This window comes from Streptomyces sp. 11-1-2 (assembly GCF_003595545.1).
Classification (GTDB): Bacteria; Actinomycetota; Actinomycetes; order Streptomycetales; family Streptomycetaceae; genus Streptomyces; species Streptomyces hygroscopicus_B.
Map to the genome: position 1 here is coordinate 7003699 of NZ_CP022545.1, position 21547 is coordinate 7025245.

18 protein-coding genes are annotated in these 21547 nt (G+C 69.5%); 10 read left to right on the plus strand and 8 right to left on the minus strand.

Features of this window, described 5'->3' with window-relative positions; all coding sequences use genetic code 11:
* Positions 1-89: 89 nt before the first annotated feature.
* The 3 genes from CGL27_RS30110 to CGL27_RS30120 form a co-directional block, all read right to left on the minus strand.
* On the minus strand, positions 90-749 hold the full coding sequence (locus CGL27_RS30110) for a hypothetical protein (RefSeq protein ID WP_119991257.1): 660 nt from the start codon (positions 747-749) through the stop codon (positions 90-92).
* A gap of 629 nt (positions 750-1378) precedes the next feature.
* Positions 1379-2989: a D-aminoacylase gene (locus tag CGL27_RS30115; protein ID WP_119991259.1), complete on the minus strand. Its 1611-nt coding sequence runs from the start codon at positions 2987-2989 to the stop codon at positions 1379-1381.
* Positions 2990-3034: 45 nt separating this feature from the next.
* Complete coding sequence (locus CGL27_RS30120; RefSeq protein WP_119991261.1) at positions 3035-4324, minus strand: amino acid deaminase; 1290 nt, start codon at positions 4322-4324, stop codon at positions 3035-3037.
* Positions 4325-4471: 147 nt separating this feature from the next.
* Between CGL27_RS30120 and CGL27_RS30125 the strand changes: the two genes are divergently transcribed.
* The 7 genes from CGL27_RS30125 (at position 4472) to CGL27_RS30155 (ending at position 13969) form a co-directional block, all read left to right on the plus strand.
* Positions 4472-5692, plus strand: a complete 1221-nt coding sequence (locus tag CGL27_RS30125; protein ID WP_119991263.1) for a sugar kinase — start codon at positions 4472-4474, stop codon at positions 5690-5692.
* Complete coding sequence (locus tag CGL27_RS30130) at positions 5689-6522, plus strand: IclR family transcriptional regulator (RefSeq protein ID WP_119991265.1); 834 nt, start codon at positions 5689-5691, stop codon at positions 6520-6522. Before CGL27_RS30125 ends, CGL27_RS30130 begins: the two co-directional genes overlap by 4 nt.
* The gene (locus CGL27_RS30135) at positions 6519-6932 is read left to right on the plus strand and encodes a RidA family protein (RefSeq protein ID WP_014054565.1); all 414 of its coding nucleotides are present in this window, start codon (positions 6519-6521) and stop codon (positions 6930-6932) included. The genes CGL27_RS30130 and CGL27_RS30135 overlap by 4 nt, the downstream gene beginning before the upstream one ends.
* Before the next feature lie 177 nt (positions 6933-7109).
* On the plus strand, positions 7110-8582 hold the full coding sequence (locus tag CGL27_RS30140) for a gluconate:H+ symporter (protein WP_119991267.1): 1473 nt from the start codon (positions 7110-7112) through the stop codon (positions 8580-8582).
* A 316-nt stretch (positions 8583-8898) separates the two neighbouring features.
* Entirely contained in the window at positions 8899-9840 is a 942-nt protein-coding gene (locus tag CGL27_RS30145) for an ABC transporter ATP-binding protein (RefSeq protein ID WP_119991269.1), read from the plus strand.
* Positions 9837-11213, plus strand: a complete 1377-nt coding sequence (locus CGL27_RS30150; RefSeq protein ID WP_119991271.1) for an ABC transporter permease — start codon at positions 9837-9839, stop codon at positions 11211-11213. Before CGL27_RS30145 ends, CGL27_RS30150 begins: the two co-directional genes overlap by 4 nt.
* A 5-nt stretch (positions 11214-11218) precedes the next feature.
* The gene (locus tag CGL27_RS30155; protein WP_119991274.1) at positions 11219-13969 is read left to right on the plus strand and encodes a phosphoesterase; all 2751 of its coding nucleotides are present in this window, start codon (positions 11219-11221) and stop codon (positions 13967-13969) included.
* A gap of 83 nt (positions 13970-14052) precedes the next feature.
* On the opposite strand, the gene CGL27_RS30160 is transcribed toward CGL27_RS30155, so the two are convergent.
* Together CGL27_RS30160 and CGL27_RS30165 are read right to left on the minus strand one after the other, a co-directional pair.
* The gene (locus tag CGL27_RS30160) at positions 14053-14286 is read right to left on the minus strand and encodes a DUF397 domain-containing protein (protein ID WP_119991276.1); all 234 of its coding nucleotides are present in this window, start codon (positions 14284-14286) and stop codon (positions 14053-14055) included.
* Entirely contained in the window at positions 14273-15097 is an 825-nt protein-coding gene (locus CGL27_RS30165; RefSeq protein ID WP_119991278.1) for a helix-turn-helix transcriptional regulator, read from the minus strand. The genes CGL27_RS30160 and CGL27_RS30165 overlap by 14 nt, the downstream gene beginning before the upstream one ends.
* 276 nt (positions 15098-15373) lie before the next feature.
* Between CGL27_RS30165 and CGL27_RS30170 the strand changes: the two genes are divergently transcribed.
* Positions 15374-15703, plus strand: coding sequence for a hypothetical protein (locus CGL27_RS30170; RefSeq protein WP_119991280.1), 330 nt, complete (start codon positions 15374-15376; stop codon positions 15701-15703).
* Positions 15696-15947 carry a hypothetical protein gene (locus CGL27_RS30175; RefSeq protein ID WP_119991282.1) on the plus strand — a complete coding sequence of 84 codons (252 nt, stop codon included), beginning with the start codon at positions 15696-15698 and terminating at the stop codon, positions 15945-15947. The genes CGL27_RS30170 and CGL27_RS30175 overlap by 8 nt, the downstream gene beginning before the upstream one ends.
* Positions 15948-16041: 94 nt before the next feature.
* Here CGL27_RS30175 and CGL27_RS30180 read toward each other — a convergent pair whose 3' ends face one another.
* A complete protein-coding gene (locus CGL27_RS30180; RefSeq protein WP_205587772.1) occupies positions 16042-17397 on the minus strand; it encodes a M14 family metallopeptidase in 1356 nt (451 codons plus the stop codon).
* 125 nt (positions 17398-17522) lie between these two features.
* Here CGL27_RS30180 and CGL27_RS30185 point away from each other — a divergent pair, with 125 nt between their 5' ends.
* Positions 17523-18365 (plus strand): serine protease, encoded by an 843-nt coding sequence (locus tag CGL27_RS30185; protein WP_078643259.1) that lies wholly within the window; start codon positions 17523-17525, stop codon positions 18363-18365.
* Positions 18366-18449: 84 nt separating this feature from the next.
* Here the strand turns inward: CGL27_RS30185 and CGL27_RS30190 are convergent, their stop codons facing one another.
* Both CGL27_RS30190 and CGL27_RS30195 read right to left on the minus strand, forming a co-directional pair.
* Positions 18450-19460, minus strand: coding sequence for a chitinase (locus CGL27_RS30190; RefSeq protein ID WP_119991284.1), 1011 nt, complete (start codon positions 19458-19460; stop codon positions 18450-18452).
* A 217-nt stretch (positions 19461-19677) separates the two neighbouring features.
* Positions 19678-21390 (minus strand): glycoside hydrolase family 18 protein, encoded by a 1713-nt coding sequence (locus CGL27_RS30195; protein WP_119991286.1) that lies wholly within the window; start codon positions 21388-21390, stop codon positions 19678-19680.
* Between the last annotated feature and the right edge of the window lie 157 nt (positions 21391-21547).

Below are 21547 nucleotides of genomic sequence, written 5' to 3' on the forward strand. Positions count from 1 at the left end.
GAGGCGCGCGACGGGTCCGGGACGGGTGGCAAACGCGGCGGCGGTGGAGCCGCCGTAGGCAACTCCACCGCCGCGGTCAGGGCAGGGGCTTACTCGTGGGCGCTGATCACACCGCCGGCGCTGAGCACGATGTACACGCCGTTGGCGTCCATCCCGTCGTCGTGCTGGTTCGCCTCCAGGGTGCCGTCCACCGAGCCCTCGTTGCCGATGATGTCCGCGCGGAAGTGGGCGTCGCCGACCTTCGTGACCTTGGCCGTCCAACCGCCCGCGAGCTTGTATGTGCCCGGTCCGCTGTGCTCGCCGCCCATCCAGGAGTGGACCTCGCCGCTCTGCGTGAACACGACGTACATGCCGTTGGCGTCGAGGCCGGCATCGCGCTGGTTCGCCTCCAGCGTGGCCAGGACGGCACCGTCATTGATGATCTTGAGGCGGTAGTGCTGGGTACCGAGCTTGTCGATCTTGGCCGTGCTGCCGTCCGCCAACTTCTGGCCGCCGGTCGAGGATGGCGCCTTGTCCGTATCGCCCGTCTTCCCGCCCGTCTTGGCGTCGGGCTTGGCGTCGGAGCCCTGCGCTCCGGAGGAGGAACCCCCGCTGCTGGACTCGGCGGAGGCCACGGGCTTCTTCGTGCCGGTGTCGTCCGTGTCGTTGTTGCAGGCGGTCAGGCTGAAGCTGGCGGCTGCGATCAGGGCTGCGGCGGCAATGCGAATGGTGCGGCGACGAGCGGTGCGGACAGTGGTGTTGGCGTTCATTTCGAGTCCCCCCAGGGGCAGCCGGTGACGTTGTTCTCGGTACGTCACCCACTCTGGTCGGGGCCGCTACCGCAAGCCTGCCGCTCCGCTAACACCCCGCTAACACGGCTGTTAGCGGGGGCGGGGGAACGACGCGCATGTTGCCTCGACTCGTCAGCGTCGCCATCCGCCCGAAAATCGGTGGAGCCACACTCCCGTGTGCCGTTACCGTGCTCCCGCCCACAGTCGCTCTGTCAAGGACATGCCGTTGTACACCAAGTGAGACCCCCCAAGCGCTGATCCGTCGCGCGTCGCGCATATGCGGCGTGCTGCTTTTCGTTGCGGTCTTCTCACTGGAAGCGGTTCACTCTGTGGCCAAGAACTGGGCTGTCGTGCCCACCTGTCTCCCGATCAACGCCTGGTCCCTCGCGCTGTGCACCAGGCGCCGAGACATCACCGAGCCCGACCCGGTCGTACGGCGCGATCGGCCGGCCTGGCAGTCGCCGTACGGTCCACCGCCGCGGCGGGCGCACCGCGGGCGGTGGGCGCCGGTGCCGGGAGTGGTCGTGGCTCGGTCCGCTGTGCGGCGTGGGAATCTGTGCCAGCGGTGCGACTGAGCGCCGAGTCCGGCGGCGATCGGATATCAGGACCTAGGCACGCCGTACCGAACGCCCCGCCAGGACGTCCGTCCGGCGGCCGTTCTCGATGACGAAGCGGCCGTCGATGAGGACGTGGGGGATGCCGGTCGGCAGGGTGCGCGGGGTGTCGAAGGTCGAGCCCGCCGCCACCGTCTCCGGGTCGAAGAGGACGAGGTCGGCGCGGTAGCCCTCGTGGATCCGGCCGCGGTCGGGGAGGCGGAGGCGGGCCGCGGGGCGGGAGGTGAGGTGGGCGACGCACTCCTCCAGGGTGAGGACGCCCAGCTCGCGGACGTAGCGGCCGAGGTACTGCGGGAAGGTGCCGTACGCGCGGGGGTGGGGCTTGGCGCCCTGGAGGATGCCGTCGCTGCCGCCCGTGTGGACGGGGTGCCGCATGATCGCCTGGACGTTCTCCTCGTGCCCGACGTGCTGCAGGATCGTCGGGCCGAGGTGGTCGTCCAGGAGGAGGCGGCGGGCGGTGACCCAGGGGGCCTCGCCCCGTTCGCGGGCGCTCGTGGCGATGGTCCGGCCGACGTAACCGGTGAGGGACGGGTCGTTCACGCCGGAGATCTCGATCGTGTCCCAGTCCATCGGTACGCCATGGCAGCCGTCCGCTCCCTCCACCTCCATCACGTGGCGGATGCGCTCGGCCGTCGCGTCGTCGCGCAGCCGCGCGAGCGCCGCGTCGGGGCCGCCCTCGGCCGCCCAGCTCGGCATCATCGCGGCCAGCGTGGTGCAGCCGGGGAGGTAGGGGTAGGTGTCGAGGGTGATGTCGGCGCCGTCGGCGAGGGCCGTGTCGAGGAGGGTGAGGAGTTCGGGGGCGCGGCCCTTGTTGAGGCCGAAGTTCATGGTGGCGTGGGCGAGATGGAGCGCGCAGCCGGCCTCGCGGGTGAGGGCCACCATCTCCTCGTACGCGCGCAGGGCGCCGGCGCCGTAGGAGCGGTGGTGCGGGCAGTAGTAGCCGTCGTACGCGGCCACGACCCGGCACAGCTCGGTGAGTTCGGCGTCGGAGGCGTACATGCCGGGGGTGTAGGTGAGGCCGGAGGAGAGGCCGACGGCGCCCTGCTGAAGCCCCTCCGCCACCAGCTCCTTCATCCGGGCGACCTCCGCCGGTGTCGCGTCGCGGTCCTCCCAGCCGACCGCGAGCATCCGCACGGTGCCCTGGGGGATGAGGTAGGCGGCGTTGACCGCGATGCCCTGGCCGTCGAAGCCGTGGTCCAGGCGGTCCAGGAACTCGCCGACGGTGCGCCAGGTGAAGTCGATGTCGGAACCGTCGCCGTTCCAGCCGGTGATGGCGGTACGGATCTGGGCGAGGGTCTGGTCGTCCACGGGGGCGTACGAGAGCCCGTCCTGGCCGATGACTTCGAGGGTCACGCCCTGCGCGGCCTTCGCCGAGTGGTCGGGGTCGCGGAGCAGCGCGAGGTCGCTGTGCGCGTGCATGTCGATGAAGCCGGGGGAGAGGACGAGGCCGTCCGCGTCCACGGTGCGGCGGGCGGTGGGGCGCGGCCCGCCGCCGTCCTCACGGACGACGGCGGCGATCCGGCCGCCGTCCACGGCCACGTCGGCCCGGTAGGCGGCACCACCGGTGCCGTCGATGACGCGTGCGTCGCGGATGACCAGGTCCATGGGTGCGTCTCCCTGTGCGCGGAGTGGGGCGGGGCCCCGGAGGGGTCAGAAGAAGGTGCGGATGTAGTCCGTGACCGTGCCGTCCGCCTCCGCCACCGGAATGAGCTGCCACTTGTCGAAGCTGGTGCACGGATGCGAGAGCCCCAGGGCCACCCAGTCGCCGACCTCCAGCTCCGTGCCGTCCGCGACGGTGACCCAGGCGTGCTGGTCGGAGAGGGCCGTGATGGCCAGGCCCGTGGCGGGGCGGGTGGCGCCGTCGCGGGCGGAGCGGATGAGCTGGGGTGCGGGCAGGTCGAGGTCGTAGGCCGCGTCCCGCTTGCCCGCGTTGAGGAACGCCTGGCCGGGCTCGGGGCGGGAGACGACCTGGGCCCACAGGCGGAAGGCCGGGTGCAGCTCGCCCTCTTCCGGGACGCGGTTGAAGGGGGTGAGGTGCCGGTAGTGGCCGTCGTCGTGGGAGACGTACGCACCCGAGCGCAGCAGCTTCAGCACCGGCCGGGACAGCGTGGGCAGTTCCGCGAGGACGTCCGCCACCGCGTCGAACCACGCGCTGCCGCCCGCGCTGACGACCACCTCGTCCACGCCCTCGAAGCGGCCCGCCGCGTCGAAGTCCGCGGCCAGCGCGGTGAGCCGGCGCAGCCATGCCCGTACCCGCTCGCCGTCCGGCTTGGGCACCTCGCCCTCGTAGCCGGCCACGCCGACCAGCCGCAGGGTCCCGGTGGCCGCGACCGCGTCGGCGACCGCCGCGCACTCCGCCTCCGTACGGACCCCGGTACGCGCTCCTTCGCCGCCGCCCAGCTCGACCACCACCTCGACCGGCCGCCGCGCGCCCGCCTCCCGCAGCGCCGCGTCCATCAGCTCGACGCCGCGCACCGAGTCGACGTAGGCGATGAAGCGGAAATCGGGGTCGGCGTCGAGCTCGGCCGCGAGCCAGTGCAGGGCGGCGGCGTCGACGACCTCGTTGGCGAGGAAGATCCGCTGGATGCCGAAGGCCCGGTAGACCCGCACCTGGGTGGGGACGGCCGCGGTGATGCCCCAGGCCCCGTGGGCGAGCTGGCGCTCGAAGAGCTGGGGGGCCATGGAGGTCTTGCCGTGCGGGGCGAAGGCGAGCCCATGGGCGGCGGAGTAGCGCTCCATCGCCACCAGATTGTGCTCCAGCGCCTCGGCCGACAGTGCCAGGACGGGCGTGGTGAAGCCGCCGGTGAACAGGGACCGCCGCTCGGCGGCCAGCTCGCCGACCGTAAGGCCCTCGGCGCTCGCGGGCAGCCCCTTGAAGCGGTGGTCCACGCGCTCTCGCGCGAGAGCGGCGACAGCCTGGTCGCTGTGGTCGGTGGCCATGGAGGCGCCTCCATTACGGATTCTGGTTGCAATCTCTGCAACGTTCATTGCGCATATCGCTTAGCGCTGTCTAACATCCCGCCCAGCACCGGGTCAACGGTGTGTGGCTGACCCTCATCCGTCCACCCACGAGGAGCGAGACCAAACGTGTCCCCTCTCCCCAGCGTCGAGACCGCCGACGGCGTCGCTGATGTCGTCGATGACATCGACGTCGTCTGCCTCGGCGAGTCGATGGTGACCTTCGTGCCGTCCCGTCCGGGCCGGCTGGCGGACGTCCCCTCTTTCGCCCGGGGCATCGGCGGCGCCGAGTCCAATGTCGCCTGTGGCCTGGCCCGCGCCGGGCACCGCGCGCGCTGGATCAGCCGGGTGGGCACGGACGGCTTCGGCGAGCACCTCGTACGGGAGATCGCGGCCACCGGCGTGGACACGGCCTACGTCCAGCGCGATCCGCACCGCCCCACCGGCATCTACTTCCGCACGGCGGGCGAGCGCGCCGTCGGCTCCGAGACGGTGGACGGGTCCGGTGGCGCCGATAGCACCGGACCCGCCGATGAGGACGGCGCCGCCGACGGGAAGGGCGCCGCACAGTCGCCGGAGCCGCCGGAGCCGCTCGCCGAGGTGGTCTACTACCGGGCCGGATCCGCCGCCGCGGCCATGTCCCCGGCGCTCATCCCCCGGGAGCGGGCCTGGTCCGGCCGGGTGCTCCATCTGACCGGGATCACCCCGGCCCTCTCCGCCGACTGCCGCACGCTGATGCGCGAGCTGACCGCCCGCGCCCCCGGCCGCCCCCTCGTCTCCTTCGACCTCAACTACCGGGTCTCCCTCTGGCAGCGGGAGGAGGACGCCGAACGGGGCCCCGCCGTCCTGCTCGGCCTCGCCCGCGGCTGCGACCTCGTCTTCGTCGGCGAGGACGAGGCCGAGGCGGTCTGGGGGGTGAGCGGCCCGGCGGCGATCCGGGCGGCGCTGCCCGAACCGGCGGTGCTGGTCGTCAAGCAGGGCGGCGCCGGGGCCACCGCCTACGCCCGCCGCCCGGACGGCACCGACGACGTCACCTTCGAACCGGCCCCGCGCGTCGATGTCGTCGCCCCCGTCGGCGCGGGTGACGCCTTCGCCGCCGGCTTCCTCTCCGGCACCCTGCGCGGACTGCCCGTCGCCGAACGGCTGCGCCACGGCCACCTCATGGCCGCCGCCGCCCTCACCGTCCCCGGCGACCTCGGCACCCCACCCTCCCGTGAGCACGCCGACCAATTGGTGGCACTCGATGCCACGCGGTGGGGGACACTGCGATTCGGCCCCGGCTGGACAGAACTGCCGACTCCCGCCGAAAAGTGGGCCGAGACCGCAGCGGTGGAGGTATCCGACCTATGAGCCAGACCGTCGACCGAGCGCTGAGCATCCTGCCGCTGCTGGCGGAGGGCCCGGCCAATCTGGAGCAGGTCGCCACGCGACTGGGCGTGCACAAGTCGACCGCGCTGCGGCTGCTGCGCACCCTCCACGAGCACGGCATGGTCTACCGCCAGCAGGACCAGCGCTACCGCCTCGGCGCCCGCCTCTTCGCGCTCGCGCAGGAGGCGGTGGAGAACCTGGACGTCCGCGAGATCGCCCACCCCCATCTGATCGCGCTCAACGAGCGGTGCGGGCACACCGTCCACCTCGCGGTGTACGAGGAGAACGAGGTGCTCTACATCGACAAGGTGGAGAGCCGCTACCCGGTGCGGATGTACTCGCGGATCGGCAAGCCCGTCGCCATCACCGTCGCCGCCGTGGCCAAGCTGCTGCTGGCCGATCTGCCCGAGCCCGAGCGGCGGACGCTGGCCGAGCGGCTCACCTACCCCGCGTACACGCCCCGTTCGACGCCGAACGCCGCCGCGTTCCTCAAGGAGCTGGCGACCGTGCGCGAACAGGGCTGGGCCACCGACTTCGGCGGCCACGAGGAGTCGATCAACTGCGTCGGGGCGCCGATCCGGGGAACGGACGGGCGGGTCGTCGCCGCCTGCTCGGTGTCGGCGCCGAACGTCGTCGTCAGCGCCGAGGAACTCCTCTCCCTGCTGCCGCTGGTGCGCCGCACGGCGGAGGAGATCAGCCGGGAATACTCGGGTGGCGCCCCGGTGTCGGCACCGGTGTCCGACGCCTCGCAGAACCCCTCTCAAGTAACAGCGGAAACACCCGAGAAGAAAGCCGAGAAGTCCTCCTCATGACCGAGAAGCTGCAGAAGACCCCGATCACCCCGGCCACGCACACCACCCCGCCCGCCAAGTTCTCCCACGGTGTGAAGAAGGGGAACGTCCTCCAGGTCGCCGGTCAGGTCGGCTTCGGCCCCGCCGTCGCGGGCCAGGCCCCCACCCCCGTCGGGCCGACCCTGCGCGAGCAGACCCTGCAGACCCTGCGCAATGTGCAGGCCGTGCTGGAGGAGGGCGGCGCGAGCTGGGAGGACGCCATGATGGTGCGCGTCTACCTCACCGACACCGGCCACTTCGCCGAATTCAACGAGATCTACAACGAGTTCTTCGCCGACCTCAAGGAGGCCCCGGCCGCGCGTACGACGGTCTACGTCGGCCTCCCCGCCGGACTGCTCGTCGAGATCGACGCCCTCGCCGTCCTGGGCTGACCCCGAAAACCCCGCGGCGGGCGGGATCACCTCCCGCCCGCCGCGGGTTCCACCCCTGACTCGTCCTCACCGTCCCCGCCGTCGGAAGCTCGAGCCCTGATCAACCGCACCCACGCTCACCCAGCGCGCGGCCCCCCGCCGTGCGGCGATACCCCCTACCCACACCCGGAGTTCCCCATGCTGCTCGCGGCCGCTCCCGCTGCCGAGACACCACCCCACACCGGTGGTCTGCTCGCGCTCATCGACGGCACCGCCGGTCTGCTGACCGTCGCCGCCCTCGGCATCGCGCTACTGCTCTACCTGATCATCAAGGTCCGGCTGCAGCCCTTCGTGGCGCTGCTCGGCGTCTCCATCGCGGTCGGCCTGGCCGCCGGTCTCTCGGTCACCGAACTCTTCGGCACGGTCCAGAAGTCGGACGCCGTCTCGCTCATCGAATCCGGTATGGGCGGCATCCTCGGCCACATAGCCATCATCATCGGCCTGGGCACCATGCTCGGGGCGATACTCGAGGTCTCCGGCGGCGCGGAGGCGCTCAGCGCCCGGCTGCTCGGCATCTTCGGGGAGAAGCGGTCACCGCTCGCGATGGGGCTGACCGGCCTGATCTTCGGCATACCCGTCTTCTTCGACGTCGGCATCTTCGTCCTCGCGCCGATCGTCTACGCGGCCGCCAAGCGCAGCGGCAAGTCGATCCTGCTCTACGCGATGCCGCTGCTCGCGGGCCTGTCCATGACCCACGCCTTCCTGCCGCCGCACCCCGGCCCGGTGGCCGCGGCCGGACTGTTCCATGTCGACCTGGGCTGGGTCATCCTGATGGGCATCGTCGTGGGCATCCCGTCGGTGCTGGCCGCGTGGGGCTACGCCGCCTGGATCGGCAAGCGCATCTTCGTCCCCGTACCGCAGGACATGGTCGAGGCGGCCGAGGAGTCCCGGGAGGCGGTCGCGGCCCAGCAGCGCGCCTCCGGCGTCACCCCGGCCGAGCGGCCGGTTTCGGTGGCCACGGTGCTCGCGATCATCGGCACCCCGCTCGTCCTCATCCTGTGCGCCACCTTCTCCTCGGTCGCGCTGGACCCGAGCACCGGCCGCTCGGTCATCGAGTTCTTCGGCCACCCCTTCGTGGCGCTGACGATCGCCCTGTTCCTCTCCTACTACCTGCTGGGCATCCGGCGCGGCTGGTCCCGCAAGTCCCTGGAGACCGTCTCCACCGCCTCGCTCAAGCCCGTCGGCAACATCCTGCTGGTCGTCGGCGCGGGCGGGGTCTTCGGCGCGGTCCTCAAGGGCAGCGGTGTCGCCCAGGCCCTGGCCGACGCGTTCGACAGCGCGGGCCTGCCGGTCATCGTGCTGGCCTGGCTGATCTCGGTGGTGCTCCGGGTGGCCCAGGGCTCGGCGACGGTCGCGATCGTCACGACGGCGGGCATCGTCACCCCGATGCTCTCCGAAGGCGACTACTCCCAGGCCCATCTGGCGCTGGTCATCATGGCCATCTCGGCGGGCTCGATCTTCGCCTCGCATGTGAACGACGGCGGCTTCTGGATGGTGGCGAAGTACTTCGGCATCTCCGAGAGCGACACGCTGAAGTCCTGGACGGTGCTGGAGACGGTGCTGTCGGTGGCCGGTTTCGTGGTGGCGGCCCTGCTGAGCATCGTCATCTAGCGGACGGTGCCCGCAGGACGACGGCCCCCGAATCTCGGCAGAAACTGCCGAGATTCGGGGGCCGTCGCTTCTGGCTCAATTCCGCTCCGTGCCCAGTTGGCATTCACCGCGACATTCACCATCGCAACTCATTCATGGGAGCATCCAAGTTTGATCAAATAATGGCAAAGAATGCTGATCGAAAGGGAGGGATCCCGCTCGGCGACGACGTCGCGAATACCAAGTCGTTTCATGTTCTACGTAGATTCAACTCTCCATCCTCCTGAGCAGCATGATCAATCCATAGGGTCCTTGAGGCATTTGAAGGAAGGGACCCATGGAAGAACTCCGCGCAATCCGGGCTCGCGGTATCACGAAGAGCTTCGGTGATGTCGTCGCCCTGGACGGCATCGATCTCGAGGTGACGCAGGGTCAGATCCACGGCCTGGTCGGACCGAACGGCGCCGGAAAAACGACGTTGCTCGGCCTTCTGCTGGGGCTCGCGGTGGCCGACAGCGGTCGCCTGGAGGTCCTGGGTACACCGGTCGAGCGGGCACTCGACGCTCCCGACGGTGTCGCCGGCTTCGTGGACGGCCCCGCTCTCTACCCCTCGCTCACCCCACGGCAGAACCTCGCCGCGCTGGCCGCACTCCGCGGCCACGACGCGCGCACGGCGGCGATCGACGACGTACTCGCCGAGGTCGGTCTCACCGACGTCGCCGACGACCGTACCCGCGGCTTCTCCCTCGGCATGCGCCAGCGGCTCGGGCTCGCCGCCGCCCTGCTGACCAAGCCCCGGCTGCTCGTGCTCGACGAACCGTCCAACGGCCTCGACCCGGCGGGCAAGAAGCACGTGCACGGTGTCCTCAACGGGCTCGCGGCCGACGGAACCGCCGTCGTGCTCTCCAGCCACAACATGGACGACCTCGAGGCGCTCTGCTCCGAGGTGACCATCCTCGCCGCCGGACGCGTCGTCTTCTCCGGCCCGCTGTCCAAGCTGGCCACCGAGAACCGTGAACTCGACTACCGGCTGCTCACCTCCGACCCGCAGGCCGCGCGCCGGCTGGCGGACGACGCGCCGGGGATCCAGGTCGTCGACGACGCCGGGGTACGGCAGGACGCCGAACTGCTCGTCGTACGGGCCCTGATGCCCGCCCTTGACCAACTCGTGGTGCGGCTCGTGGAGGGGGGCGTCGCGCTGCGCGAGCTCACTCCCGTGGTGTCGCCGCTCGAAGCCGCGTTTCTCGCTCTCACCGAGCGGCAGGAGGCCGACAGATGACCGAGCCTCTCACCCGGAGCCGGGAGCAGGAACACGAGCAGGTGACCGGGGGCCGTCGCGTCCCCGTCACCCGTGCCTGTCGCTTCGAGTTCGTCAAGCTCGTCTCCCAGTGGCGGATCCGCCTGTTGGTGCTCGCCTGCTGGGTCGTTCCCGCCCTCTTCGTCGCCGGGGTGAGCCAGCAGAGCACGCTTCCCGTCGACACCCTCTTCGGGCGCTGGATGCTCGCCTCCGGGTGGGCCGGGCCGCTGGTGATGCTCGGTTTCGCGGGGACCTGGGCGCTGCCGCTGCTGACCTCGGTCGTGGCCGGTGATGTGTTCGCCTCCGAGGACCGGCTCGGCACCTGGCGCCATCTGCTCGTCGCGGTCCGCTCGCCTCGGCGGATCTTCGTGGCGAAGGCGGTGGCCAGTCTCACCGTCCTGCTGCTGCTCGTGGCCGGGCTCGCGGTCTCCAGCACCGTCGGCGGCCTCCTCGTGGTCGGCAACCAGCCGCTGGTCGGTCTCGACGGCCATCTCCTGGCACCGTCGGACGCCGCCGTTCAGGTCCTGCTCTCCTGGGTCTGCGTCCTCGCTCCGACCCTGGCGCTCGCCGCACTCGGCTTTCTCGGGTCGGTCACGCTGGGACGGTCCCCGATGGGGCTGCTGGTGCCCGTGCTCGTCTCGCTCGCGATGGCGGTCGCCCAGATGCTGCCGCTTCCGGTGGCCGTGCGCGTCGCCCTGCCGAGCTACGCCTTCATCTCCTGGAACGGTCTGTTCACCAGCCCCCAGCAACTCGGCCCGCTGCTGATCGGCATCGTTGTCAGCCTCGTATGGGCCGTGGTCGCGACGGCGCTGGCGTATGTGCTCTTCGTACGGCGCGACTTCACCAACCTGGCCCACGACGGTTCGGGCCGCCGTGCGATCACCGTCGGAGTCCTGCCGCTCGTCGGGGTGGCCGCCGCGTCGTTCGCGGTCGTCGCCGCGACGACCTCGGCGACGGGCTCCGGCATCGAGCAGGACAAGGTGCAGCGCTCGCTCGCCACGGCGTTCGCGCACCTGTATCGCATGCAGACCGACCAACTCAACCGACCCGCCGTCACCGAGGCCCGGCTGAAGGCCACGGCGTCGTGCAACAAGGGAAGCGTCAGGGTCGCGGCACAAGGCCCGGGCAATGACTGGCGCTGCGTTGTGACCTGGCATCTTCCCGGCGTCGAGGCCACAGGACAGGCCATCTACCAACTCGACGTCACTCCGGACGGGCGGTTCATGGCCGATGGCGATGGACCGAAGGAAGTGAACGGCTACTTCCTGGTGCGGACCCCCGATGGGGACGCACCGAACCCGCTGTGGCAGTTCGACGGCAATGTCGAACTGCTCGACACCACCCCGAAGGGATAACCTCAATGCAGGTAACTCGCCGCCGCAAACTCGTCGAGGAAGCCCGGATCAGCCTCATCAGCAGACGCATCGGCCGCCGGATACCGCTGTTGACGGCGGGCACCACCGCCGTCGCCCTCGTGGCCGCCGGCACGGCGCTCGCGCAGACCCACCAGTTCGGCACGGACCAGGTCGGTCAGGTCACCGAGAATGGCCAGGTCGTCTCCAGCAACCAGTACATCGCCCCGTACGGCGACCGTCTTGTCATCAACCAGGGCAAGATCATGTCCTCCTCGGTCAGCCCGGACGGCACGCACATGGCCGCGTCGGTCACCGACGGTGGCGCGGCCCTGGCCATCGTGGACCTGAAGAACTGGAAGACGCAGCAGCTCGTCAGCAACGCCGCGTCGTCGAACCCCCGCATCAGCAGCAACAACGTGGGCCAGGAGGGCCCGACGTACTCGCCCGACGGCAAGGAGCTGTGGCTGGGTCAGCCGGACGGCTACACCGTGTTCACCGTGAACGCGGACGGCACCGTCTCCAGCCCGCGGACCGTCAGCATCCCGGCGCAGGGGTCCAAGCACGCCCTGGTGGGCGCGGTGGCGTTCTCGGCCGACGGCAAGACCGTGTACTCCGCGGTCAACGGCCAGAACCGGGTCGTCTCCATCGACGCGGCGACCGGGACCATCAAGCAGAGCTGGAACGTGGGCAACGCCCCGCGCGGCATGGTCGTCGTCGGCGACAAGCTCTACGTCAGCAACGAGGGTGGCCGCCCGGCCAAGCCCGGCGAGCCCACGATCAACTCGTACGGTACGCAGGTACTCGCCGATCAGAAGACCGCCGCCACCACCAGCGGCACGGTCAGCGTCATCGACCTGGCGAACCAGGACGCCGCGGTCTCCAGCATCGAGGTCGGTCTGCACCCGACCGCCGTGTACGCCAAGAACGGCGTGGTCTTCGTCACCAACACCGCCGACAACAATGTGTCGGTCATCGACACGGCGAAGGACAAGGTCGTCCAGACCATCTCCACCCAGCCGTGGGCCAAGGCCAAGGTGGGCTACGAGCCCGACGCGGTGACCCTCACCGACGACGGTCACCTGCTGGTGACCCTCGGCCGCGCCAACGCCGTCGCCGTCTACAAGTTCACCTCCGCGCAGGAGCCGGTCAGTTATGTCGGCCTGCTCCCCACGGACTACTTCCCCTCGGAGATCACCACCTCCGGCAACCAGGTGTACGTCTCCAACACCCGTGGCGTCGACGCCCGCCGTAAGGCCACCGGCGGGCACGGCACCCACGACACGACGTCGAGCGTGCAGAAGTTCACGCTGCCCGACGACAGAGTGATCAGGTCCTACACCGGCAAGGTCTTCAAGCAGAACGGCTGGAACGGCGAGTCCCTCAAGAAGACCGACGGCACCCCGGCCAAGCCTGTGCCGGTCCCGGTCAAGCTCGGCGACACCTCGACGATCAAGCACGTCTTCCTGCTCGTCAAGGAGAACCGGACCTACGACCAGGTCTTGGGTGACGTGCCGGAGGGCAACGGCGACCCGTCGCTGACCCAGTTCGGTGAGAACGTCACGCCGAACCAGCACGCCCTGGCCAAGCAGTTCGGCCTGTACGACAACACGTACGACATCGGCACCAACTCCGCCGAGGGTCACAACTGGCTGATGCAGGCCGACGACCCGGAGTACACCGAGTCCTCGGCCGGTGAGTACACCCGCAGCTACGACACCGAGGACGACGCCCTCGGCCACCAGAAGACCGGCTTCATCTGGACCGGTGCGCAGGCGGCCCGCAAGTCCGTCCGGAACTTCGGTGAGTTCCAGCAGTTCCTGACCAAGCCGTCGGGCGCAAGCTGGCAGAACCTGTACTGCGACACCAAGAACATGGCGGCGACCGGTCAGGACACCGCCTACCCGCTGAACTCGACCTCGCCGATCCCGTCGCTCAACGACGTGTCGGTGCACGGCTTCCCGAAGTTCGACACCAGCGTCCCGGACGTCTACCGGGCACAGATCTGGAAGAAGGACTTCGAGAAGAACGGACCGGCGAACCTGAACATGTTCTGGCTCTCCAGCGACCACACCGGTGGCCCGGTGAGCCCTGCCTCCCAGGTCGCGGACAACGACCTCGCCGTGGGCCAGATCGTCGACGAGATCTCGCACAGCAAGTACTGGAAGGACTCGGCGATCTTCGTCGTCGAGGACGACTCCCAGGCGGGCCTCGACCATGTGGACGGCCACCGTGCCCCGGTTCAGATCATCAGCCCCTGGGCCAAGCACTCCACGGTGGACAGCCACTACTACTCGCAGATCAACATGGCGCGGACCATCGAGCAGATCCTCGGGATCCAGCCGATGAACCAGAAGGACACCGCGGCCACCCCGATGGCCTCGGCGTTCACTCGGCACCCGGACTTCACGCCGTTCAAGGTGCTGCCCAACCGGACCTCGCTGACCGACGGTGTGAAGACCGCGCCGTCCTGTGGTCTGGACACCCCCGCGGCGCAGAGCCTGAAGGCGGCGGCCGTGCCGTCGGCCTCGGTGCCGACGGACATGAAGAACGTCGCCGCCGAGTGGGACCAGTGGAAGTCGAAGCAGCGGCTGACCGGTCCCAACGCCGTCCCGGACTACGCTCCCCCCGCCCAGATGAACCACCTCACGTGGTACGAGACGCACAACTGGGCGAAGCCGTACCCGGGTGAGAAGAAGATCTACGCTCCTCAGGACGTGCCGGGCGCCTACATCCCGTCGGCGGAGAACGACGGCTGACGCGGGCCCACGTGCAGGGCGGCCCCTGGTCGGCATCATCGCCGGTCAGGGGCCCGCCTGCATTGAACGGCGGAATGCTCGGATCAGGTGGTGGGGAACTCCCCGCGCTTGACTGCGGAGACGAACGCCGACCACGCGGACGGCTCGAATACGAGCGCCGGGCCGTGCGGGTCTTTGCTGTCGCGGACGGGTATGTCGGCGTGGCCACGCGCTACTTCGAGGCATTCGCCCTGAGGCGTACTTCCGCCGCTGTAGCTGGACTTGTGCCACCCGGTGAGAGTGGACGCGTCTGAGACGGTGTGCTCACTGCTGACCATGTGCGTGTTCCTCCGCTGCCGCCCTGACGAGGGCCAGTGACTTCTGTTGCGACAACGCGTCGCTCAGGGCAAGAGCGTAGGCGGTCTGGCTGGCGGCCACCAGCGCAGGATCGTCCATCAAGTTGCCGGTGAGAAAGCCTTCGACGTAACCCACCGGAGCGGAGTCCGGGAAGCTCATGAGCGTGAGCAGACTCTCCAGGAGCGCATGCGCCCCCACGTCGTACGGCAGTACGTGCAGCCGGATCCGTCCCGCCTCGGCCATGTCCCCGATCCTGCGCAACTGCTCGGCCATGACCTGTGAGCCGCCGACGCGACGCCGGATGACGGCCTCGTCGAGCAGCGTCCAGACGACGGGCTGAGCGGGTCCGTCGAGGATGCGGCGGCGTTTAGTTCGGATGACAACCGCCTCGTCAAGTTCCTCGGCCGTGTAGTTCGGCCGATAGGCACCGAAGAGAGCGCGCGCGTAGTCGTCGGTCTGAAGCACGCCAGGAACCAGCGACAGCGCGAACTGCTGGATCACCGTGGCCTGTTGCTCCAGCTCGGCCATGGCCGCGAAGTGGTCCGCGAACTTCGACTCCAGATCCTCCAGCCACCGCGCGAAGAACCCGTCCGTCCCCAGTGCCCGGTCGATCCGCGCCGCGTCGTCGGGCTTCGGTAACCGCCTGCCCGCCTCGAAATGGCTGATCAACGTGGGCGAGCACACCACGCGCTCACTCAGCGCCTCCTGTGTCATGTCGGCCGCTGTGCGCCGGATCCTCAACTCCTCCCCGTACTTCTCCCTCGGGGTGCGTGGCCTCCGATCCATCTCCATGGGTGACTCCCTGAGTTGAAAGCTGTGCTGTCAGACCCGCCCTCCTAGCAGCGTAGCCAGAACGACCCCCACTCTGTGAGGGAAGCGCCACACAGCGTGAAGAAACGCAAGACCCTCGCGACCGGGGTGCACCGGCCCGAGGGCGTGGCCCACCAGCTAAACGGAGCTGATGAACATGAAGGAACCTATCGGGTGGCTGTTCGCATGGGGGAGTGCACTTTTCGCCTTACGGCCGTCCGGTCGTCATCGGGTGCTCCACGATGTGGAGGCGTCCGGATGAGCGCGATGACCGGTCTGCGCCTGCTGCCGTGGACGGACCCCGACGGCAAGCCGTGTTACCTGTCGTCGGACGACGCGCACAGTCCGCTGAGCCGACGTGCTGACGCGATCGAGGCCGTACAGATGTCCATGGGGGTGGAACTCCTCCGGCACGCTCGGGCGCTGCTGGCCGCCCCCAAGGCCGACGCGCGAGAACTTCGCTACCTCGCGGACCGGCTGTGTGAGGCGCTGCGCGATGTGCTGCGGGTCGCCGAGAGCAGGGGCGCCCGCCTGCCCCCGTGCGACGAAGGCGACGGTCCGGCGCCCGGAGGGGGCGGCTGTGACTGACTGGCAGATCGGTCCCGTTCCGGGCCGGGGCCTGCGCCGGGTGCACGGTGGGGAACTCGCGTTGCCGCTCCAGATCAGCAGGGGCGGGCGGCATCACGCGATCGCCGAGCTGGAGCTGACCCCCGCTGAGGCGGAGCAGTTGCACGCGGCCCTGTGCTACGCGCTCGGTGAGCGGCCCCCGCCTCCCGATGCGCCCGAGTGCCGTCAGCCCGTCCGTTACCCGGGCGGCCGACAGCGGTACTGAAGGCGATCCCCCTCAGGGTCTTCGCGAGGCGCCGTCCCGACGGTCTCCCCGCCGGGGCGGCGCCCGCGTCGTGCCGTACGGCCCAGGCCCAGGCTCAGGTGCAGTACTGGGCTTCCTTGCCGATCGAGCGGTACATGCAGTCCGCGTTCTCCACGAGTTGGAGCACCGCGTCGCGGTTGCGGCTGGTTTCGCGGTCGATGACCTCGTCGGGCGGGTAGAAGCCGCCGTCGCCGGAGTCGGTCGGGTACATCTCGAAGGTGTAGGCGAAGACCTTCTGGGTGCCCCACAGATAGTCGTCGATCGCGCCGTCGGTGATGTAGAGCTCGCTGGACTGCTCAGGGGTGTAGCCGTTGCTCGCGGCCATCTTCTTGCCGACCGCCGCGAAGGCGTCGTAGTCGTCCCGCGTCATGCCGGTGGTGGTTTCGTCGTACGTCCAGCCGAAGGGCCACAGCACCAGTTCGCTGTAGGTGTGGAAGTCGATGGCGGCCTTGATCTGCTGCTTGCCGCCGACGACGCGGCTGCGGGCGAAGTCGGCGACGACCTTCACCTCGGGGGCGGAGCCGGCGCTGGGGCCGCGGTAGGTCTCCGAGCCGGGGGAGCCGGAGGAGCCGCCGCAGCAGCCCCATTTGAAGTCCCAGTTGCGGTTGAGGTCGGTGCCGACGGACGAGGAGCCGGAGTTGGGCTGGCGGTTCTTGCGCCAGCTTCGGTAGGAGCCGGTGGCGATGTCGTACTCGCCGCCGTCCGGGTTCACATCCGGGACGATCCAGATCTCCCGGCCGTTGACGGCGTTGGTGATCCGGGAGTCGCTGCCGTAGCCCTCGGTGAACTGGCGCACCAGATAGAGCGCCATCTCGACCGTAAGGTGCTCACGGGCGTGCTGATGGGCGGTGAAGAGGACCTCGGGCTCGTTCTCGTCCGTGGCCACGTTGTCGCTGATCTTGAGGGCGATGATGTCGCGACCCTCGTACGACTTTCCGATGACGCGCTTGCTGAGGATCGACGGATACTTGGCGACCGCCGCGTTGATCTCGGCGTTCGCTTCGGCGTAGTTGTGGTACTTCGCATCGGCCGACGGGAAGTCGAACGGCTTGGCGGACCTGCCCTCGGCGCGGTCGGGCGGGCCCTGGAGCGCGGTGAGCCGGTAGCCGAGTGCGCGCAGCCGTTTGGCCTGCGCCGCGTCGGCGGTGACGACCAGGGAGCGGGCGTCCACCTCGTCGATGGATACGCCCGTGGCGGCGACCGCGGAGCGGTCGGCCCGGGTGGCGGGGCCGGAGACCTCGTACTGCCGCACGTTCTCGTCGGCGCCCTGGGCAGTAATGGGTGATGCGGTGCGGTCGGTGCCGGGCCGTGGAGCGGGATCGTCGGCCTGAGCTGCCATGGGGGCGGCGAGTGCGAGGGTGAGCAAGGCGGTGAGGGCGGTGGCCCGTCTGCCGCGGATGCGACGTCGCATGACATCTCCTGGGGGTGAGGGGCGAGCGACTGCTGCGCCAGTGTTCGGCCATGCGCATGACATGCGCAAGGGTGGGAAATGGTCGAAGCCGAAGGAATCTCTCATCGAGGGAAGGAACCCCCCGCATGAACAGATCTCTCGTCGGCGCGTTCTCGGCCCTGTTGCTGGGCGGCGCGACCCTCGTCGGCGCGGGCGCGGCGCCCGCGGCGGCGGCATCCCCCGCCAAGGCCCCCAAGGCCGTCACCTTCGCGGGCACGGTGGCGCTCAGCAACTGCTCCGGCTCCGTCGTCCGGACGCCGGGCTCGGCCGACACCGACCCCGCGCTCGTGCTCTCCAACGGCCACTGCCTGGAGAGCGGCTTCCCCGGCGCGGGAGAGGTGATCGTCGACAAGCCGTCGACCCGGAGCTTCACCCTGCTGACCGCTTCGGGTGGCAGCGCCGGCACCGTACGGGCCAGCAAGGTCGCGTACGCGACGATGACCGACACCGACATCTCGCTGTACCAGCTCACGTCGACATACGCCCAGATCCAGTCGGCGTACGGCATCAAGGCGCTGCCGCTGTCGGACAGCCACCCGACCCAGGGCTCCGCCATCAATGTGGTCTCCGGCTACTGGAAGAAGATCTACTCCTGCAATATCGACGGATTTGCATACCGTCTTAAGGAGGGGGACTGGACCTGGAAGGACTCGGTCCGCTACACCTCCGCCTGTAACACGATCGGCGGAACCTCGGGCTCTCCCGTCGTCGACCCGGCGTCCGGCAAGGTCGTGGCCGTGAACAACACGGGCAACGAGGATGGCGGCCGCTGCACCCTCAACAACCCGTGCGAGGTGGACGAGAACGGCGCGGTGACGGTGCGCCAGGGCATCAACTACGCCCAGGAGACCTACGGCATCACCAAGTGCGTGACCACCGGCAACAAGATCGACCTGAACCTGGCGGGGTGTGCGCTGCCCAAGCCGTAGCGAACACCAGTACGCCGGTGCGCCCCGCATGGCGTGAGCGGGGCGCACCGGCGTACATCGAACTGTCGTTCGCGCCTTGAGGGTCTACAGCCCGTGAACGTGCGGGCCGACCGCCTTCGACCAGGCGTTCCCGCTGGCCGCGTCCCAGTTGGTGGACCAGGTCATCGCGCCGCGGATGCCGGGGTAGGTCTTGGACGGCTTGAAGGAGCCGCAGCCGGTGCCCTTGGCGAGGCAGTCGAGCGCGTTGTTGACGACGCCCGGCTCGACGTAGCCGGAGCCGGCGCCGCTGGTGGAGGCGGGCACGCCGATGCCGACCTGGGACGGGTCGAGGCCGTTCTCCAGCTGGATGCAGGCGAGGGCGGTGAGGAAGTCGACCGAGCCCTGGGAGTAGACCTTGCCGTCGCAGCCCAGCATCGAGCCGCTGTTGTAGTACTGCATGTTGACCACCGTCAGGAAGTCCTTGATCCCCAGGGCGGTCTTGAAGTACTCGGTGGACGCCGACTGCATGTCGATCGTCTGCGGCGCCATGGTGACCACGACATCGCTCTTCTTGTCGTGGACGGCCTTGAGGGCCTTGGTCATGTAGGTGGAGTTGACGCCGTTCTCCAGGTCGATGTCGACCCCGTTGAAGCCGTACTTGTCCATCAGGCCGGTGATGGAGGAGGCGAAGGCGTCGGCCGAGGCGTCGTCGCTGACCGAGATGGTGCCCTTCTCGCCGCCGACGGAGATGATCACGGACTTCCCGGCCGCCTGCTTGGCCTTGATGTCGTCCTTGAACTGCTGCTCGTCGCTGTAGCCGGTGGCGGGGTCGAGCTTGAAGTCGACCGCACCGGGCGAGCCGGTGGCGTCCGCGAAGGCGACCGCGATGATGTCGTAGTCGTCCGGGACGTCCGAGAGCTTCTGGGCCGTCGCGCCGTTGTTGAAGTTCTGCCAGTACCCGGTGACGGCGTGCTCGGGGACGGCGGCGGCGTGCTGCTTGGCGTCGGGGTGGTCCTCCGACGCGTTGGCCGAGCCGGCGGATATCAGTCCTCCGGCGGCGATGGCGACGACTGCGGCGGCTCCGAGCAGCCGCTTGGTGAACTGTGCGCGTACCACGACAGCCTCCGTACGTGGGGGGAGAGGTGTGGGGGTGGTGATGCGAGTGTGCGTTCAGGGGCCCCTGTGGCGTGCATATAAGGTGGTCCAGACCAATGCCGTTGTCAAGCCCAGGCGACATCTTCCCTGTCCATGAGGGTGAAAAATGCGGATGAGGGGGCCGAGCGCTTGCGCCCCGGCCCCCTTGGCCCATCCCAGCGGGAGGGGCCGCGTCACGCTAGGGCAGACCGTGGACCTTGGGGCCCACCGCGTTCGACCACGCGTTGCCCGCGGTCGCGTCCCAGTTGGTGGACCAGGTCATCGCGCCGCGCAGACCCGGGTAGGTCCTGGCCGGTTTGAAGGAGCCGCAGTTCGTGCCGCGCGTCAGGCAGTCCAGGGCGTTGTTCACGATCGCCGGGGAGACATAGCCGCTGCCCGCGCCGCGCGTCGAGGCGGGCAGGCCGAGGCCGACCTGGGACGGCGACAGACCGCCCTCCAACTGGATGCAGGCGAGGGCGGTGAGGAAGTCGACCGAGCCCTGGGAGTAGACCTTGCCGTCGCAGCCCAGCATCGAGCCGCTGTTGTAGTACTGCATGTTGACCACCGTCAGGATGTCCTTGATGTTCAGCGCCGTCTGGAAGTAGGCGCCCGAGGTGGACTGCATGTCGATGGTCTGCGGGGCCATGGTGATCACGAGGCCGGATCCGGCCTTGGCCGACAGGGAACGCAGCGCCTGGGTCATATAGGTGGCGTTGAGGCCGTTCTCCAGGTCGATGTCGACGCCGTTGAAGCCGTACTCGCGCATCAGGGCGTAGACCGAGTTGGCGAAGTTGTTCGCGGAGGCCGAGTCGTTGATGGACACCGTGCCGTTCTGGCCGCCGATCGAGATCACGACGGACTTCCCGGCCGCCTGCTTGGCCTTGATGTCGTCCTTGAACTGCTGCTCGCTGCCGTAGCCGACGGCGGGGTCGAGGGTGAAGTCGACGGCTCCGGGGGTGCCGGTGGCGTCCGCGAAGGCGACCGCGATGATGTCGTACTGGTCCTGGACCTCGCGCAGCTTCTGCACGGCCGCGCCGTTGTTGAAGTTCTGCCAGTATCCGGTGACCGCGTGCTTGGGTACGGCACCGCCGCCCCCGCCGCCTCCGGACGTGGTCGTGCCCGTGACGGCGGACGACCTGGGCGACTCGCCTGCCGCGTTGGTGGCGGTGACCTGGAACTGGTACGAGGTGGAGGCCGCGAGACCCGTCACGGTCGCCGAAGCGCCGCCCACCGACTGCACCTTGGAGCCGTCGCGGTAGACGTTGTAGCCGGTCGCGCCGGTGACCGGGGACCAGGACAGATCGATGGACGACGAGGTGGCGCCGCCGGTCCGCAGCCCGCTCGGCGCGCCCGGCACCGGGTCGCCGGGGTCGCCGCCGGGGCCGGCCAGGCTGATGTCGTCGGCGTAGTAGGCGGGCTGGCCGTACCAGCCGTGGGTGTAGACGGTCACCGAGGTGGTGTTGGCACCGGTGGTGAAGCCGGTGCTGAGCTGCTGCCAGCCGGGCGCGGAGGGCGTCCAGGCCGAGACGTCGGTGGTGCCGGTGCCGCTCGCGCCGAGGTAGACATAGCTGCCCTGGACCCAGGCGCTCAGCGTGTACGAGGAGTTGGGCTTGACGGCCACGGTCTGGGCGCAGCGGGCGTTGTCCGCGCCCGCCGGGGTGGCCTTGAGCGCGGCCGAGCCGCCGTGGACGGGGCTCGCGACCGTGGCGCCGCTCCCGGCGGAACAGGTCCAGCCGCTGAGGCCGGACTCGAAGCCGGGGTTCTGGGCGAGGTTGGCGGCGGCGGCGCCCGCGGCGGTGCCGCCGAGTGCGACCAGACCGGTGGCGCCCAGGGCGATTGCGGCGAATGCGCTGGTCAGTCGGGCGAAGCTGCGTCTGAGTCGGGTGGGGCGGGGGTGTGGGGCGCGGTCCATGACTGCCTCCGTGGGGGAATCCGTTGGGAAGCCGGTGTGAAGGAGGAGATTGCGGACGGTGGCCACCGTATGAACGTAAAGTGGTCCAGACCAATAACCTTGTCAAGGGGATGCGCGGACTCCGCATCGGACGCGGGTGGCGTAACCCAGAGGAACT